General features: G+C 58.4%; 13 protein-coding genes. All 13 read left to right on the top strand.

Going from position 1 to position 15,783, the window contains the following annotated elements; genetic code table 11:
- The first annotated feature begins 122 nt into the window (after positions 1–122).
- Positions 123–326, top strand: coding sequence for a DUF4762 family protein (locus V8N38_RS20430; RefSeq protein ID WP_087763657.1), 204 nt, complete (start codon positions 123–125; stop codon positions 324–326).
- 176 nt (positions 327–502) lie between these two features.
- Positions 503–1,168 carry a DsbA family protein gene (locus V8N38_RS20425; RefSeq protein WP_070913813.1) on the top strand — a complete coding sequence of 222 codons (666 nt, stop codon included), beginning with the start codon at positions 503–505 and terminating at the stop codon, positions 1,166–1,168.
- Entirely contained in the window at positions 1,168–2,112 is a 945-nt protein-coding gene (locus V8N38_RS20420) for an ABC transporter (RefSeq protein ID WP_087763658.1), read from the top strand. The genes V8N38_RS20425 and V8N38_RS20420 overlap by 1 nt, the downstream gene beginning before the upstream one ends.
- A 19-nt stretch (positions 2,113–2,131) precedes the next feature.
- Positions 2,132–4,255 (top strand): peptidase domain-containing ABC transporter, encoded by a 2,124-nt coding sequence (locus tag V8N38_RS20415; protein ID WP_070913811.1) that lies wholly within the window; start codon positions 2,132–2,134, stop codon positions 4,253–4,255.
- Between the two features lie 79 nt (positions 4,256–4,334).
- Positions 4,335–5,420: an efflux RND transporter periplasmic adaptor subunit gene (locus V8N38_RS20410; protein ID WP_060441370.1), complete on the top strand. Its 1,086-nt coding sequence runs from the start codon at positions 4,335–4,337 to the stop codon at positions 5,418–5,420.
- Positions 5,410–7,368 (top strand): ABC transporter permease, encoded by a 1,959-nt coding sequence (locus V8N38_RS20405; protein ID WP_147840310.1) that lies wholly within the window; start codon positions 5,410–5,412, stop codon positions 7,366–7,368. The genes V8N38_RS20410 and V8N38_RS20405 overlap by 11 nt, the downstream gene beginning before the upstream one ends.
- Entirely contained in the window at positions 7,365–8,744 is a 1,380-nt protein-coding gene (locus V8N38_RS20400; RefSeq protein WP_244951333.1) for an efflux transporter outer membrane subunit, read from the top strand. The genes V8N38_RS20405 and V8N38_RS20400 overlap by 4 nt, the downstream gene beginning before the upstream one ends.
- 2 nt (positions 8,745–8,746) lie before the next feature.
- A complete protein-coding gene (locus tag V8N38_RS20395) occupies positions 8,747–10,000 on the top strand; it encodes a beta-ketoacyl-[acyl-carrier-protein] synthase family protein (protein ID WP_060441331.1) in 1,254 nt (417 codons plus the stop codon).
- A gap of 11 nt (positions 10,001–10,011) precedes the next feature.
- Complete coding sequence (locus tag V8N38_RS20390) at positions 10,012–10,254, top strand: acyl carrier protein (RefSeq protein ID WP_060422950.1); 243 nt, start codon at positions 10,012–10,014, stop codon at positions 10,252–10,254.
- A gap of 545 nt (positions 10,255–10,799) precedes the next feature.
- On the top strand, positions 10,800–11,348 hold the full coding sequence (locus V8N38_RS20385) for a tyrosine-type DNA invertase (protein ID WP_044030581.1): 549 nt from the start codon (positions 10,800–10,802) through the stop codon (positions 11,346–11,348).
- Positions 11,349–11,829: 481 nt separating this feature from the next.
- Positions 11,830–12,351 (top strand): fimbrial protein, encoded by a 522-nt coding sequence (locus tag V8N38_RS20380; RefSeq protein WP_060441332.1) that lies wholly within the window; start codon positions 11,830–11,832, stop codon positions 12,349–12,351.
- Positions 12,352–12,447: 96 nt separating this feature from the next.
- A complete protein-coding gene (locus V8N38_RS20375; protein WP_070914502.1) occupies positions 12,448–13,125 on the top strand; it encodes a molecular chaperone in 678 nt (225 codons plus the stop codon).
- Between the two features lie 106 nt (positions 13,126–13,231).
- A complete protein-coding gene (locus V8N38_RS20370; protein WP_055315562.1) occupies positions 13,232–15,781 on the top strand; it encodes a fimbria/pilus outer membrane usher protein in 2,550 nt (849 codons plus the stop codon).
- Positions 15,782–15,783: the final 2 nt, after the last annotated feature.

Here is a 15,783-nt window from a genome sequence, read left to right as displayed (position 1 = left end):
TTTCCCGAAGCGCTCTCATTGTTATTAATTAGATGGTTTTAAAATGTATTGAAGAATTGCTCTGTCTTCCGACAGAGTAATGGGTAGTGTGTTTATATTTTAATATATATAAGGATATTGTAATGAAGAAAATCAATCTGTCAGAAGCGGGAAACATCGTCGGCGGTACTTTTGTTTGTACCAAGGAGTTTGCCTGGGTGGGCAGCGGCAATAACCGCACCTGCCAGCTGGTCACCACCTGCGCCGATAAGTTTGGCGGTGTGAGAAAGACTTATCACCCGGCGCCGGTAGCAAGCTGCCCGTCTAACCCAACCACGCCAAGCTGAGGCGGGTTAATCCCCTGCATTTAGATTAGCGGTGGGCAGGCGGGCAGCGTTCGCGCTGGCCCGCCTGATACCGGGCGAAAAGTCATCTTTACGTTCTCATTATTTACGGTATTAACTCTTTTTCATGTATTCACCCTGCCGGGTGAGTATTAATATATGCGCAGGATGCGTCCGTTATGTATAAACGTCCCTTGCTTTTCATTAGCTACACGCTTGTCATTATTTTTGCCTCTTCTTTTCTGACCGCCTTTTATTTTAAACATTACGTCATGCAACCGCCGGAGGCAGAAAGCCTGAGCTTTATCGCCCCGGAAAAAATCGAGCAAAGCCCGTTGCAAGACGATAATACCATTGTCGAAGTCTTCTCCTATGCCTGCCACTATTGTGAAGTCAACGAAAGCGGCGTGGCCGAGCTGGAAAAAAGTTTACCGGCGGGGGCCAAACTGGTGCGCTTGCACCTTAGCGACGACAGTCAAGCCGGCATGGCGGCCTTTGCGCCCCTGTTCGCCACGCTGACGATCATGGGGATCGAAGCGCAGCATCGCCCCGCCGCTTACCGCGCCATTATCAAAGAAAACCTCAACCTGGCGGACGACAAACAGCTCAGCGCCTGGCTGACGGCCAACGGTATCGATGAGGCTGCCTATCAGCAGGCCAGAGGGTCAGAGCGGGTCAAAGAGCTGTTGGCGTATATGACGGCAGTGAGCCGCTATTACCAGATCAACGCGACCCCCAGTTTTATCGTCAATCGCAAATGGCTGGCGCTGCAAGATCGTGAGTTTTCTGCTTTCAGCCGGCAGCTGCTGTCGCTGCTGCAGCACGATAAGCCGCTGGCCCCGTGATGCGCCTGCTCGCGGTTCGTGGGTATTTGGCCTGGCGCAACGGTCTGGACGCGATGGCCCGCTTATCGGCAACGGGTGCCGGGATGGGCAACCGCATGACGTGTGCTGTGCTGCGGCGCGTGGATTATCGCCTGTGGCTGGAAGTGCGCCGGCGGTTGAGGGGAAGCAGACCGCAGCGTCGCTTTCGCCACCGGCATGCGGTAGCGCTGGCGAACCGCCAGAGCCTGTTGGGGGAGGGCAAGCTGGACTTCGCCTGGCTGATGCAGCGGCGGCAGTGGCTGGATCTCGCGGCGGTCTATGCTCGCAATGCGGCGCTGATGAAGCATTTGGCGCACTGTTCCGCGCAGCTCGATCGGGTCGTGGAACCGCTGCATCGCGCGGGCGTGCCGGTACTGCTGGCGCCGATGCATACGGTCTCCGACGTGTTGGCGACGCTGGTCGGTGCGAATGTTTATCCCAGACGAGCCACGGTGATCGTTTCCGGCGATGTGCAGGCGTTTGCGCAGCGAGCGCCGGAAGACGAATGGCGGCAGCGGCTCGACTATTGCTCGATTCACGACGATCCGCGACACATCGCCGGTACCTTATCGCAGGCGATGCTGGAAGCGGCGGAACATCGGCGCAACATCATCCTCTTCCCGGACATCACGCCGGATTACACCCTGCACAGCAGTCAGGATGCTGCGGCCAAACTGGCCTGTCATCTGTTCGGCCGGCCGGCGCATTTGCACAGCGGCCTCGTTCGGCTGTCCCGGGCGCTACGGGCTCAGGTGGTGTTCTATTCGCTTTATTTCGATCGCGGCATCCGCATTCACATCGAAGAGCCGGTCGCTGCAGACCGGGTCGGCCGCGCCATGCCGGCGATCGTCGAGCGAACCCTCCGGCGGCATGCGGATGATTGGCTGTTATGGCATTCGCACTCTTTATTTTTCATCAACGAATAAGTCAGGGATATCACTACGTATGGAAAACATCCTTCCTACGCCGGTCTTGCAGAGCGAAATCAATGAGTGCGGGCTGGCCTGTATCGCCATGCTGGCGGAAACTCAGGGCATTCGCGCACCGTTGACGGAACTGCGGGAGCGTTATCCCGCTTCGCAGCACGGCACTTCGCTGGCGACGCTGTGCGCCATTTTGGGAGAGCTGGCGCTACCGGCTTATCCGGTGGCGTTTGAGCATCAGGATCTGGCGGCGCTGCCTTTACCGGCCATTTTGCATTACGGCGCAGGCCACTATGTGTTGCTGGCGTATCGCCAGGGGGGGTATGTATGCGTAATGAATCCGGCATTGGGGCAGCAACTGCTGCCGTACGCTGCCCTGAAAGCGGAAATCAGCGGTTATGCGTTGGTGCTGGATCGCGATGAGATACCGGCTGGTGCACCTGCCCCGCGCAGCGGCCCCCGGCGCGCTTTCGCCAGCTTAAGCCTGAAGGATACCGCCGGCATCGCCGGCATTTATCGCCTGGCGGCGATGACGTTTTTTATCTCGCTGACGCTGTTCATCATGCCGATGATGGTCGCCAGCGCGATCAATCAGGTGTTCGCCATGGCCGGCGAGGTCGCGTTCCCCTATGCCTACTATCTATTGGCGTTCGTGGCGTCCACGGCGTTGGCGCTGGTTGCTCGCATCTTTACCGAACGCTTCATCAAAAATTTCGTGTTGTTGCACGGCGCCGCCGGTTTTTCTCGCCTGCTGGAAAACTCGCTCAATTTCTTCAGCAAACGCGCCCCCGGCGAGATCTTCAGCCGTTTCACCAGCTGGCAGATGGCCGCCGGCCAGAAAATCGAACTGGATAACGGCCTGCGCACCGACTGGATCATTGGGGCCATCGCGCTGGCGGTGATGGGGTATCTGAGCCCGATGCTGGCACTGGTGCCGGTCGTCGGCGTGCTGCTGATGGGGGCGGTCAGCGTGTGGGCCATCTACCGCGATCGGCATTACACCCAGCAGCTGCAGGTGCGAGGCGCGGTGCAAAATGACTTCATCCTGGAAACCATCCAGGGGTTTTCGACCATCAAGTCCGCCGGCCTGGCCGGCCAGCGGCAGGAAGGGTTCGCCGAACATGCCCGCTCGCTGTTCAACTGCCTGCAGCAGCAAAAGATCTATGAGCAGATAAAGGGCAGCATTTACCAGCTGATCGGCAGTCTGGAGATGGTGTTGTTCATGCTGCTGGCGTTGCCGCTGCTCAAGGAGGGCGAGCTCAGCCTGGGGGCATTCTTCGCCTACAGCTTTCTGCGCGAAATCTTTACCTCGTACAGCAGCAAGATCTTTTTCGCCGTTTTGCAGAAAAACCAGCTGCACGTCATCGATGAACGCGCGCGGGACCTGTTTCCTGCGGTATCCGTTCGGGCACCGTCTGAGGACGAAAGCGTGAGCCATTTTGACGCGCGGCTGGCGTATCGGGGGGTGACCTTCGCTTACGATGCCGGCCAACCGGTGTTGCGCGATTTGTCTCTGACGCTGGAACGGGGAGAGTGTATTGCCATTTGCGGCGGTTCCGGCGCGGGTAAAAGCACGTTGCTGAAGGTGCTCGCCTGTCTGCTGACGCCGCAGCAGGGGGCGCTGGCGCTGGATGGGCGCGTACTGGCAAGCGCCGCCGCGCAGCGGCTGTTTTTCCTGCAAAGCCAGGAGGACATTCTGTTCAATGCCTCGGTGTTGCAGAACATCACGCTGTTCGCGCCGTCGGCGCCGGGCCAGCAACGGCAGGTGGAGCAGGCGCTGCGCAGCCTGGGGTTGGCGGACGCGGTGGCGCAGCTGCCGGGGGGCGTGAATGCCCTGGTGCGGGAGAGCCATGCCGGGCTGTCGCTGGGGCAACGCCAGCGTCTGTTGCTGGCGCGCGCCATGTACAGCCGTTGCCCGGTGTTGGTGCTGGACGAGCCGACGGCGAATCTGGATGAAAAGACCGCGGCGACGGTGATGTCGGCTCTGGTGGCGCATTGCCGTGAAAATCGTAAAACCCTGGTGACGGTCACCCATAATCCGCGGCTGTTGCCGTTGTTCGATCGGGTCTTGCGCATGTCCCAGGGGCGGTTGGTGCCTGAATTCCCCCATGACGTCAGGATGAATGATTGTGCTGCGGTGGAGTGACGAGTCCGGGAAGAGACGCTGGCGGCGAGTGGCGCTGGCGCTGGGCGTTTTGGTGGCGGTGGTTGGCGGGCTGTCGTTGATGAATCGGTCTCCTGACATGCAACCACCGCAAACGGCGCGCGTCGAGCGCGGTGACATCGAAAAAAGCGTGTTGGCGACCGGTATTCTAAAACCGATCCGGCAGGTGAACGTTGGCGCACAGGTCAACGGGCAGTTGAAAAAACTGTATGTCAAACAGGGGGACAGGGTGACCCAGGGGCAGCTGTTGGCCGAGATAGATCCGACGCTGCAGCTTAACGAGCTGCGCAAGTCACAGGCCGAATTACGCAGCGCACAGGCACAGAAACTGGCGAGCCAGGCGCAGCTGAAGCAGTACCAGTTGGAACTGACGCGGCAAAGGGCGCTGGCGCGTGACCGCGCCGGCGTGGCCAGCGATTTGGAAAAAGCGCAGGCGCAGCGCGACGCGCAACTGGCGCAGCTGAAAGTGAACGAGTCGCAGATCGTCCAGGCCGAAGTGGCGCAGGAAACCGCCAGGGCCAATCTGGCTTTTACCCGTATTACCGCCCCTATCGACGGCGAGGTACTGGGCATTGTCACCCAGGAAGGGCAGACCATCGTCTCGTCGCAAAGCGCGCCGACCATTTTGGTGATGGCAGACGTGGATACCATGATGGTGCACACCCGCATATCGGAAAATGACATCTTGCAGGTGAAGACGGGGCAGCCGCTGTGGTTTTACGTCGCCGCCGATCCCAGCCGCCGATATGAGGGGGCCATGGGTGCGATACAGCAGGCGCCGGCGGAGGCGCTGGAAACCGACCCGCTGGGCAGGAATTCAAGCCAGCAAACGGCGGCGGTGTATTACAACGGCGTGTTTGCCGTCGCCAACGACGAACGCCGACTGCGCACCTCGATGACGGCGCAGGTATTTATCATTACCGAACGCGCGCAGGGCGTGGTGCGGGTGCCGATGGCTGCGCTGGGCGAGGCATTGGATGAAGGGGATTACCAGGTCAAGGTGTTGGATGGCGAGCAGACCGTGGTACGCCGAGTGCGTATCGGTACCCGCGATCGTCGCTATGCCGAAGTGCTGGAAGGGCTGAGCGCAGGGGAACGGGTGCTGCTGGATCAGCAGCCTGATGCGGAGGAAGGCCATGTCAGCTAACGCCGAGCCCATTATCGCGTTGGAAAACGTCTCGCGCGAGTTTCAGGCCGGGGAGCAGAAAATTGCGGTCCTCAAGCGCGTATCCCTGAGCATTCAGCGGGGGGAAATGGTCGCTATCGTTGGCGCTTCCGGTTCTGGAAAATCGACGCTGATGAACATCATCGGCTGTCTGGACAAGCCTTCTCAGGGCGATGTGTACATCAACGGGGTGGCTATTGGGCAAGCCGACGGCGATCGCCTGGCGCAGCTTCGCAGCCGGCATATCGGCTTTATCTTCCAGCGCTATCATCTGATGCCCTATCTGACCGCCGGCGAGAATGTGGCGATCCCGGCGTTGTATACCGCCATGCCGGCCGCAGAGCGCCGCCAGCGGGCAGCGTATTTGTTGGCTCGGCTCGGGTTGGCGCAGCGCGGCGGCCATCGCCCGGCGCAGCTTTCCGGTGGGCAACAGCAGCGGGTCAGTATTGCCCGTGCCCTGATGAACGGTGCGGAAATCATTTTGGCCGATGAACCGACCGGCGCGCTGGATAGCGCCAGCGGTCAGGCGTTGATGGCCATTTTGCACGAGCTGAACGCGGTCGGGCACACCGTCGTTATCGTGACGCACGATCGGCGGATCGCCGAGCAGGCACGGCGGATCATTGAGATCGGCGACGGCGAGATCGTGGCGGATCGTCGCCATGAGGCCTCCCGACAGCCTGCTACGTTCGAACGGCCGCTATCGCCGGTAGCCCCCCTGAAGCGCATGGCACCGGGTGTGGCGCTGAAAGAGGCTGTCGGTATGGCCTGGCGAGCATTGCTGGGGCATCGGGTCCGGGCCGTGTTGTCGATGCTCGGCATCATTATCGGCATTGCGGCGGTGGTCTCCGCCATCGCCATCGGGGAGGGCACACGGCGTAATATTCTCAAGGAAATCAGCCAGCTTGGCACCAGCACGTTGGAGATTCGCCCTGGCCTCGGGTGGGAAAAATCGCGCCCTGATTTCGCGCGTTCGCTGAGCGCGCGCGATGCTGCATTGTTGGCGGCGCTGCCTTACGTCGACAGCGTCTCGCCGGTGATCGGCACCCAACTGCTGGCCGTTCGCGAAGGCAAACAGGTGCCACTCGCCGTGATGGGCGTCGGCGAAGGGTATTTCCGCACGCAGGGCATTCGCCTGCTTTCCGGCGGCCTGTTAACCGCGCAGGATCTGAGTGAGCGTGCACCGGTAGCGGTGATTGATCCCTTGTTAAAGCAGGCGCTGTTTTCTTCCCGGCTAGACCCGGTAGGCGCGGTATTGCTGATAGCGGGCGTGCCTTATCGGGTGATTGGCGTCGCGCAGCGTCGCGGCGCTCAATACGCCGGCTCTCAACCGCTTGCCTGGCTGCCCTATACCTCCCTCACCGGCCGCATCGCCGGCGATATGCCGCTGGAATCCATTGTGATGCGAGTGAATGAAAAACTGACGCTGGAAGAGGCGGGGCGGGATGCGACCCGGCGTTTGATCGTAGAACACGGGCGGCGGGATTTCTTCACCCTGACCGACGATCAGCTGACGCAATCCATTCAGCGCGCCTCAGACTCCATGCAGCTGCTGATTACCGCGATTGCCGCCATCTCGCTGCTGGTGGGCGGTGTGGGGGTAATGAACATCATGCTGGTTTCGGTGACGGAACGGACCCATGAGATCGGCATTCGATTGGCGGTGGGCGCTGCTGAGAGAGACATTATGCGGCAGTTTCTGATCGAGGCGGTGGTGATCTGCAGCCTGGGGGGCGTGTTGGGGATCGCCTGCGCCGCGTTGGTTAAAGGGGCTCTGAGCGGATTGGCGCCGCAGGTGACGATGATCTTTACCTGGCCGCCGCTGTTGCTGGCCTGCGGATTCTCGGCGTTGATCGGTGTCGGGTTCGGGTTCTTTCCCGCCCGCACCGCCGCGCGCCTGCAGCCGGTGGAGGCGCTGGCGCGAGAATGAGCCGACTTTGGGTTTGTGGGCTGGTGATGCTGTCGCTGAGCGCCTGCGGATGGCGGCCGATCGACGCCATGACGCCACCGTCGTTGCCGCCGCAGTGGCGCGTGGTCGATGAGCGCTCCGGTTCACTGCGCGCGGGCATCGCCTGGTGGGAAAACTTCAACGATCCGCAACTGTCGGCGCTGATCGACGGCGTGCTGATTGCGAATCAGGATCTGGCGCTGGCCGGATTGCAGTGGCGTGAGGCCATGTTGGAGGCCGGATTAGCGCAGGGCAATTTGACGCCGGATCTGGCCGCCAGCCTGAGTGGCCGCAATACCCGAGCGCTGCGGGGCACGACTACGCCGCAGGAAAGCTACCGTGCAGGGCTTTCTCTGAGCTATGAACTGGATTTATGGGGCAAGCTGGCGCGCATTCGCGAACAGGCAGAATGGCAGGCCGTCGCCTCGGCGTTGGACCGGCGCAATACCGCGTTGACCTTGATAGGGGCTACCGCGCGCGGGTATTGGCAGATTGCCGATTTGAATCAGCAAGTTATCCATCAGCAACGGATGGTGACGATCGCGCGTGAAACTTTGCGGCTGGTGGCGGCACGTCACACCGCGGGCGACGTTGGCCGATTCGAGCTGTTGCAGGCGGAACAGAACCTGTTGGCGAGAGAGAATCAGCTGCATGAGCTGGAGCGGCAGCGGGAAGACGCGCGTAACTCGCTGGCGTTATTGTTTGGGCGATCGCCGCTGCTGCGCTATAGCGAACGACGTTCGTTGCCGCTTGAAGAGGTGGCTATCGCGCAGCGCCTGCCGGCGGCGGTGATTGCACGCAGGCCGGATGTTCAGGCGGCAGAGCGCCGCCTGAGAGCGGCGCTGGCCGGTGCCGAGGCGGCCAGGTTGAGTTTTTATCCGACGCTGAGCCTGGAAGCCGGGTTGGATGCCGGCAGTGGGCTTTTCCGCCGGTGGTTCAGTGAACCTTCGCGTTCGCTGGGGGCCACGTTGACGCTGCCGTTTATCGAATGGCGCAAGATGCGCTTGTCCAGTGACAAAGCGGCGTTGCAGGCGCAGCGGGCGGAGATTCAATTTCGCGATGCGGTCTACCGCGCGCTGGCCGATGTGGACAACGCCATGCGACAACGCCTGGAAGCACAGCGGCAAATCGGCAACCAGCGGCGGCATCTGGCGATGAGCCGGCAAGCCGTGGCGTTGGCGCGGCATCAATATCAGGCCGGTTCCGTCGCGCTGCAAACGCTGCTGGATGCGCAAGAGGCGGTGTTGACCAGCGAAAACTCGCTGTCGGCGCTGCAATACCGCTACCTGAACGCCACGATGCAGCTCTGGCTGGCGCTGGGCGGCAACGAGGCTTTCGCATCGGGGCAAGGAGAATAAGCATGGAGAAAATAAGACGAGTGGTGGTCACCGGTTACGGTGCCGTCACCGCGCTGGGCGGCAATGCGCAGCAAAACTGGCAGGCTATCATGGCCAGCCGCCTGGCCTATCGCTATCACGATAAATCGGCGGCAGGGATCCACGCGCGCTTTTTTGCTTTGCTGGAGTCTGAACCGCCGCTGGAGGGCGTTGCTGCGCGGGTAAGTCGCCGGCTACCCAGATTCGCCAGGTTAGCGCTTGCCGCCGCCGCAGAGGCGATCGAAATGGCGTTTTCATCCTCTTACAGGGGGCCTGCGCACTTTTATTCGTCGTTGGAGTGCGGGGCGATTATCGGCAGCGGCTGGGGAGGGCAGGATGAGATCATGCAAAACAATGCGGACTATCTGCAATCCGGATTGGGGCAGTTGTTTGGCTGTTTTCACGCGATGCCCAATATCGCGACCGCCATATGCGGCCAGCATTGGCTGCTACGGGGTTATCAAGGCTCGCCGGCGGCGGCCTGTGCGACTGGCGGCATCGCGATTGGCGATGCGTTTGAAGTGATTCGCAGCGGCCGCGCCGCAATGATGCTGGCCGGCGCGTCGGAATCGCTGAGCGGCAACGGTGCGATCTGGAATATGGATGCGTTGCGTTTGTTGAGCCGGGAGCAGAAAGATATCACCAAAGCCAGCTGCCCGTTCAGCCGGGATCGCAACGGTTTCGTCCTGGCGGAGGGGGCCGCCGTGTTATGCCTTGAGGAACGGGAAGCGGCTTTAGCGCGTGGTGCGACGATCCTGGGGGAGATCAAAGGGTACGGCAATTTTTCAGACGCTTTCGATCTTACCGCCCCGGCGGAGGATCAGCAGGCGAAAGTGAAAACCATACGACGGGCTTTAGAGCAGGCGCAGCTCGACAGTCATAAAATCGACTATATCAATGCGCATGGCACCTCTACGCTGCAAAACGATGTGAGCGAAACCGAGGCGATCAAGGCGGCTCTGGGGCGCGATGCTTACCGCACGCCGATTTCCAGCACGAAATCCTATACTGGGCACCTGCTTGGCGCATCCGGCAGTTTTGAGGCCATCGTCTGCCTGCAAGCGTTACAGCAACAAATGATGCCGGCAACCTGCCATTTGCACGAGACCGATCCCGAATGCGATCTTGATTATATTCGCGAGGGGCATCGGCATGGCCGTCTGCGTAATGTCATGAGCCTCAGCTTCGGTTTCGGCGGCGCCAATGCGGCGCTGGTATTTGGTTATCACAATGAATAGCGATAGGGCCTATGGAAAAGTATCATCGGTTATATGAGACGATTTGCGGCATGTTGTACGAAGCCAGAGGGCTGGAGAGAACGCAGCTGTCGGCAGATATGCCGCTACAACAGCTTGGGCTGGACAGCCTGGATTATATGGAGCTGATGCTGGTGGTTCGGCGAGAATTCGGCATTACGCTCACTGCGGAAATGCTTATCGAACACCCTGAGTTGACGCTCGGTGAATTGTGCCACGTGATAATCCGTCAATAATTTCATCCCCCCAGGCGATCGCTTGTTGAGGTCAGGCCTGGGTTTTTTTCGTCTGTTGTGACTGCCATTTCATCTCTTACCCTTCCAGTTTCACTCTGTTATCGATATCCATAATTATTAATGCTTATCCGTCAGGTTAATATGAACCCGTGATGGCGGTTTTTCATTCTCATTTTGGCGGTGTTATTAATGGCGAGTGTTAATGACATGGCAATATTTTTTAGGAATATTCTTTGTTTTGCCGGTTAATTTATCAATCTTACGCCACATCGTGCCAGGCAGTGATAACGCAAGCTAAAGCAAACAGGAAGCCGTGTGGTGATAATGCCGGGAATCTGCGGAACCCATTCGCAAGAGCGACTCACAAGGGTGGTTGATGCCCGTGATAATAACGCCTGTCGCGCTGTTCGCATTCGGCAAATCCGCTATACTCCGCGCTGGATGCAGGAACCTATCCATAAGCCAGGGGCTACCCTGAGTGTCCATTGTGGTGACGTAAAAGGAAAATGACAGCCACATTTTTCCGAGCAAAGTAATGAGGTTGTATGTCTAATCGTAAACATCTGACGCCTTCCGAAGTGGAGAGACTGCTTGAGGTCACGCTGCAGGGAAAGAATCCAGAACGCGATTATTGTTTGATTTATATGTGTTTTATTCATGGGTGTCGCGCCAGCGAAATAGGGGGGTGGCGCTTATCGGATATCGATCTGGAAGGCGGTAATATCTATGTACATCGGTTGAAAAATGGCTTTTCCACCGTCCATCCGCTCTATCTGCGCGAAAGGCAATGTCTGCGGCGCTGGTTGGATAAGCGTCAACGGCACCGCTGGGCCGATCAAGAGTGGCTGTTCCTGTCCAACCGCGGTGGCCGTCTGTCGCGCCAACGTATTTACGGGTTGATTCGCCATTACAGCAAGGTGGCCAAATTGGAGGTCAACGCTCATCCACATATGCTGCGGCATGGCTGCGGATTTGCATTGGCGGACCGCGGTATCGACACCCGTTTAATTCAGGATTACCTCGGGCACCGAAATATCCAGAATACGGTGATTTATACCGCCAGCAATGCACAGCGCTTTAAGGAAATTTGGTAAGTGTGATTTAAGTTAATAACGATAAGGAGTCACTTTGAACTAAACTGAAACATACTGTAAGGACGCGTAAAAACAATGTCAATATTCCCATGCCCTCTTTCCTGCTTAAAGCTTAATTCTTTTTGAAAACAGTGTGTTGTGATTTTTTCTCGTATCCCCTACCTCCTCTTAATCTAAGCAAAATCCTAATCAAAAATCCGCGAATTTAAATCATTGAGTTTACGCCTTGGTTTTTTAGTCTGATTTAATATCACTTTGTTACTCAGCTGGTTTTAAATCCTGTTAAATGGGTTTTTATTGGTTTTAAAAACCAAAGGAGTCACTTTAGTTCAAAATGAATCGTTTGGGTGAATAAGCCCGAAGCCATTAATCAGTCTGGCTACGGCCCTTCACATTCATGGAACTAAATAAAAGGAATGACATTAAGGATATGTCGGAAATAAACCCCATGCATATTTTGCATAATTTTAAGGAAAGTAGGATGAAAAAGAATCTGTTGGCTGTAGCTGTATTGACCGCGTCCGCATTTATCCCCTCTGCATTTGCTGCTGACGGCGCGCTGAATATCACTGGCACCATTACCGATCAGTCTTGCACCGTCGATCCGGACTCCCAGAACAAGCAGGTCGCTCTGGGTAAGATTGCCAAAGACGCATTCACCCTGTCTAAAACCGCTGGCGCCAAAGCCTTCAACCTGGTGCTGAAAAACTGCCCGAAAACTGTGACCGGCGCCACCGTGCGTTTTGACGGTACTCAGGTGCAGGGGCAGTCCGGGCTGTTGCAACTGACCGGCGCCGGCACCGCTGGGGTCGCGGGCGGTATTGGCGTACAGCTGCTGGACGACGGCAGCAACGTGCTCAATATCGGCAACGATTCCCGCGTGTATGCGCTGGAAGAAAACAAAGACAACACCCTGGGCTTTGTCGCGCGCTATTTCGCTTATGACGACGTTTCCGTCGGTAGCGCTAACGCTACGGCCAACTTCACCATCGTTTATCAGTAAGGCTATGCCGTCACGGCGGCGAAACAGTTAGAAAAATGAGCCAGAGAGCGTGTTCTCTGGCTCTTGTTCATCGGTGATGGGAACGGGAAGAAAGAGATGAAAGCTGGATACTTTGCGCTGACGGCGGCGTTGTTGATGACGCTTTGGGCTCCGGTACAGGCCGGCGTGGTAGTGGGTGGAACGCGCCTCATCTATGACGGCGGTAAAAAAGAGTCTGCTCTGAATATCAACAATCCGGATGCGGTGCCTTATCTGATCCAATCCTGGGTCGATGCGCAAGAGGGCGATAGCGCGAAAGCACCTTTTATTATCACGCCGCCGCTATTTCGTTTAGACGGGGGCCAAAATAACCTGCTGCGCGTGGTACGTGCGGGCGGCAATTTACCGACGGACAGAGAGTCGCTGTATTGGCTGAATGTGAAGGCTATTCCTTCGGTGGAAAAGAAAGAGAACACGCTGCAAATTGCGATCAAGACCCGCATCAAGCTGATTTATCGCCCGCAGGGGCTCGTCGGCAATCTGGAAGAGGCGGCCGCTAAAGTGACGTGGCGGCGCAGCGGCGATCGTTTGCAGGTGACCAACCCTTCTCCCTACTACCTCACCTTTTTCAATTTGAAGCTGAATGGCCGCGCCATTACCGGCAACACCATGGTGGCGCCGCAGGCGAGCGCCAGTTTCCCGTTGCCGACGGCAAGTGGCGCAGGTGGCAGCCTGAGCTGGCAAATCATCAACGACTATGGCGGCACCGGCCAGACCTTCACCAGCACGTTATAACCGGGCCGCGGTGCGTGTTTTTTTGCTCTGGGATAACGCTGGAGCAGGCGTTCGGCTTACCTGATTCTTCGTCGGGCCGAGCCAATCGGGACAGGGAGTTAAAAGGATGAATAACCCGAATTGCATTGGTTTACCAGGGGCGCGATCGGTTCTGGCCGGCCTGATATCTTGCCAAATGGCGCTGCTGAGCTCGATCGGCACGGCTCATGCGCGCGATTATTTCAACCCGGCGCTGCTGGAAATTGATAATCCGGCGCTGCGCGGCGCCGATCTCTCGGTGTTTGAGGAGAACAGCAGCCAGGCGCCCGGGAACTACCGGGTCGATCTTTACCTTAACGGCGAACAGATCGACAGCCTTGACGTCGAGTTTCGGCTTATGCCGGGAGCCGACGGGAAGCAAGCGCTGCAGCCTTGTTTCAGCACGGAAAAATTGGCGGAACTGGGCGTGAGGGTGGCCATGTTTCCGGCGATGGTGCCCGGGGATAGCTGCGTCAACCTGGCACAGACCATTCCACAGGCCTCTGCGGTATTCCTGTTCAATCAGCTGAGGCTGAATTTGAGCATCCCGCAAGCGGCACTGCGCTTGAATGCGCGCGACTACGTTTCCCCGGATAAATGGGACTCCGGCATACCGGCGCTGTTGGTCAATTACAACTTCAGCGGCGCCAATAACCAGATGCGCGACAGCGAACGGCAAAACAACAATAACTATTACCTCAATCTGCGCTCGGGCATCAACTGGGGCGCCTGGCGCCTGCGTAACTATTCGATCTGGAACCATTACACCGGCGGTTCTTCTTCCTGGCGCTCAATCAACACCTACCTGCAGCGCGATATCGTTGCGTTGCAAAGCCGCCTGACCCTGGGGGACAGCACAACGCCCAGCGATGTGTTCGATAGCGTGCAGTTCCGTGGGGGGCAATTGGCCTCTGAGGACGACATCCTGCCGGACAGCATGAAAGGGTACTCGCCGGTGGTGCGCGGGATCGCGCGTACTAATGCGCAAATCGTAATCCGGCAAAACGGCTATGTGATTTATCAAAGCTATGTGCCGCCGGGGGCATTTGAAATTACCGATCTGTATCCCACGGGCGGCAGCGGCGACCTGAATGTGAACGTGCGTGAGGCTGACGGCCAGGAGCAGCATTTTGTGGTGCCGTACGCCGTGGTGCCGGTATTGCAGCGCGAAGGGCGTTTTAAATACAGCCTGACCAGCGGGAAATACCGTTCATACGGCGGTGGCGTTGATGAACGCCCGTTCAGCCAGGCGACCGGGATCTACGGTCTTCCGTGGGGAGCCACGCTGTATGGCGGCGTGCAGGCGGCCAGTAAGTATCAGTCCCTGGCGCTGGGTTGGGGGCAGAACCTGGGGGCGGTGGGCGCGCTGTCTGCCGATGTCACCCAGGCCTGGACCAAGCAGGAAACCCGGCCGAAGGAGCAGGGGCAGTCATGGCGTTTGCGTTACGGCAAGAACTTCATTGAAACCGGCACCAACTTTAGTCTGGCCAGCTACCGCTATTCCACGCGCGGTTTTTATAACCTGCAAGAGGCGCTGGAGAGCTACGGCGGCAACAGCGCTATCTATAACGATCACAAGAAGAGTCGCGCCGAGCTGACGATGAGCCAAAGCCTGTGGGAGCAGGGGGGAACGTTGTCGCTCAGCTTGTTTAACGAAGACTACTGGGACGATAACCGCCGTTCGCAGTCTGTCAGCCTCAGCTACAACAACAGCTGGGAGGCCGTCAGTTACGGGCTGAATTACACCTTCAACCAGAACGGCTACGACAGTAACGGCAATCGCAGCAGTATTCGTGACCATATCGTAGCGTTCAACGTCAGCGTACCGCTCAGCAAATGGCTGCCGGGCAGCTATGCCACCTACAGCATGAACGCCAGCCGCAATGGCGCTACCAGCAATAACCTTGGGTTGAGCGGTACCGCCTTGCCGGGCAATAACCTCAACTACAGCATCAACCAGGGCTATACCGGCAGGGGCGTGGGGGCGAACGGCAATATTCAGGCGGACTACAAAGGCGCCCTCGCCGAGTGGAACCTGGGGTATGGCTACGATCGCCATCGCCGGCAGGTGAACTACGGAGTACAGGGGGGCGTTCTGGTGCACCAAAACGGCGTCACGCTGTCGCAGCCGCTGGGCGATACGGTGGCGTTGGTGCAGGCGCCCGGCGCGTCAGGGGTGGATGTCCTGAACCAAACCGGGGTGAGCACCGATTGGCGCGGCTATGCGGTCGTGCCTTACCTGACGCCTTACCGGCGCAATATCGTCGGATTGGACGGTGAATCTTTTGCTGAAGATGTCGACATGACGCTGAGCAGCCAAACGGTGATCCCAACCCGCGGCGCCGTGGTGCGTGCCCGCTTCAATCCGGACGTCGGTGCCCGCGTGTTGCTGACCTTGCTGACGCGCAGCGGTGACCCGGTGCCGTTCGGCGCCACCGTCAGCAATCTCAACAGCCCCTCTGACAATGCCGGCATCGTCGGCGACGGTGGCCAGGTTTATCTGGCCGGCCTGGCGGAGAGTGGGCAGCTGCGGGTGAAGTGGGGCAATGACGCGGCTCAGCAATGTCAGGTCAACTATCAATTGGCTAATCAGCTCGAGAGCGGTGGGATTCGTCTCGTTAACGGGCAGTGTTTATAAGG

This window comes from Serratia nevei (assembly GCF_037948395.1).
GTDB classification, from domain to species: Bacteria; Pseudomonadota; Gammaproteobacteria; order Enterobacterales; family Enterobacteriaceae; genus Serratia; species Serratia nevei.
Note: the sequence above shows the minus strand (reverse complement) of the source record. Positions and strands in the feature narration are given on the sequence as shown.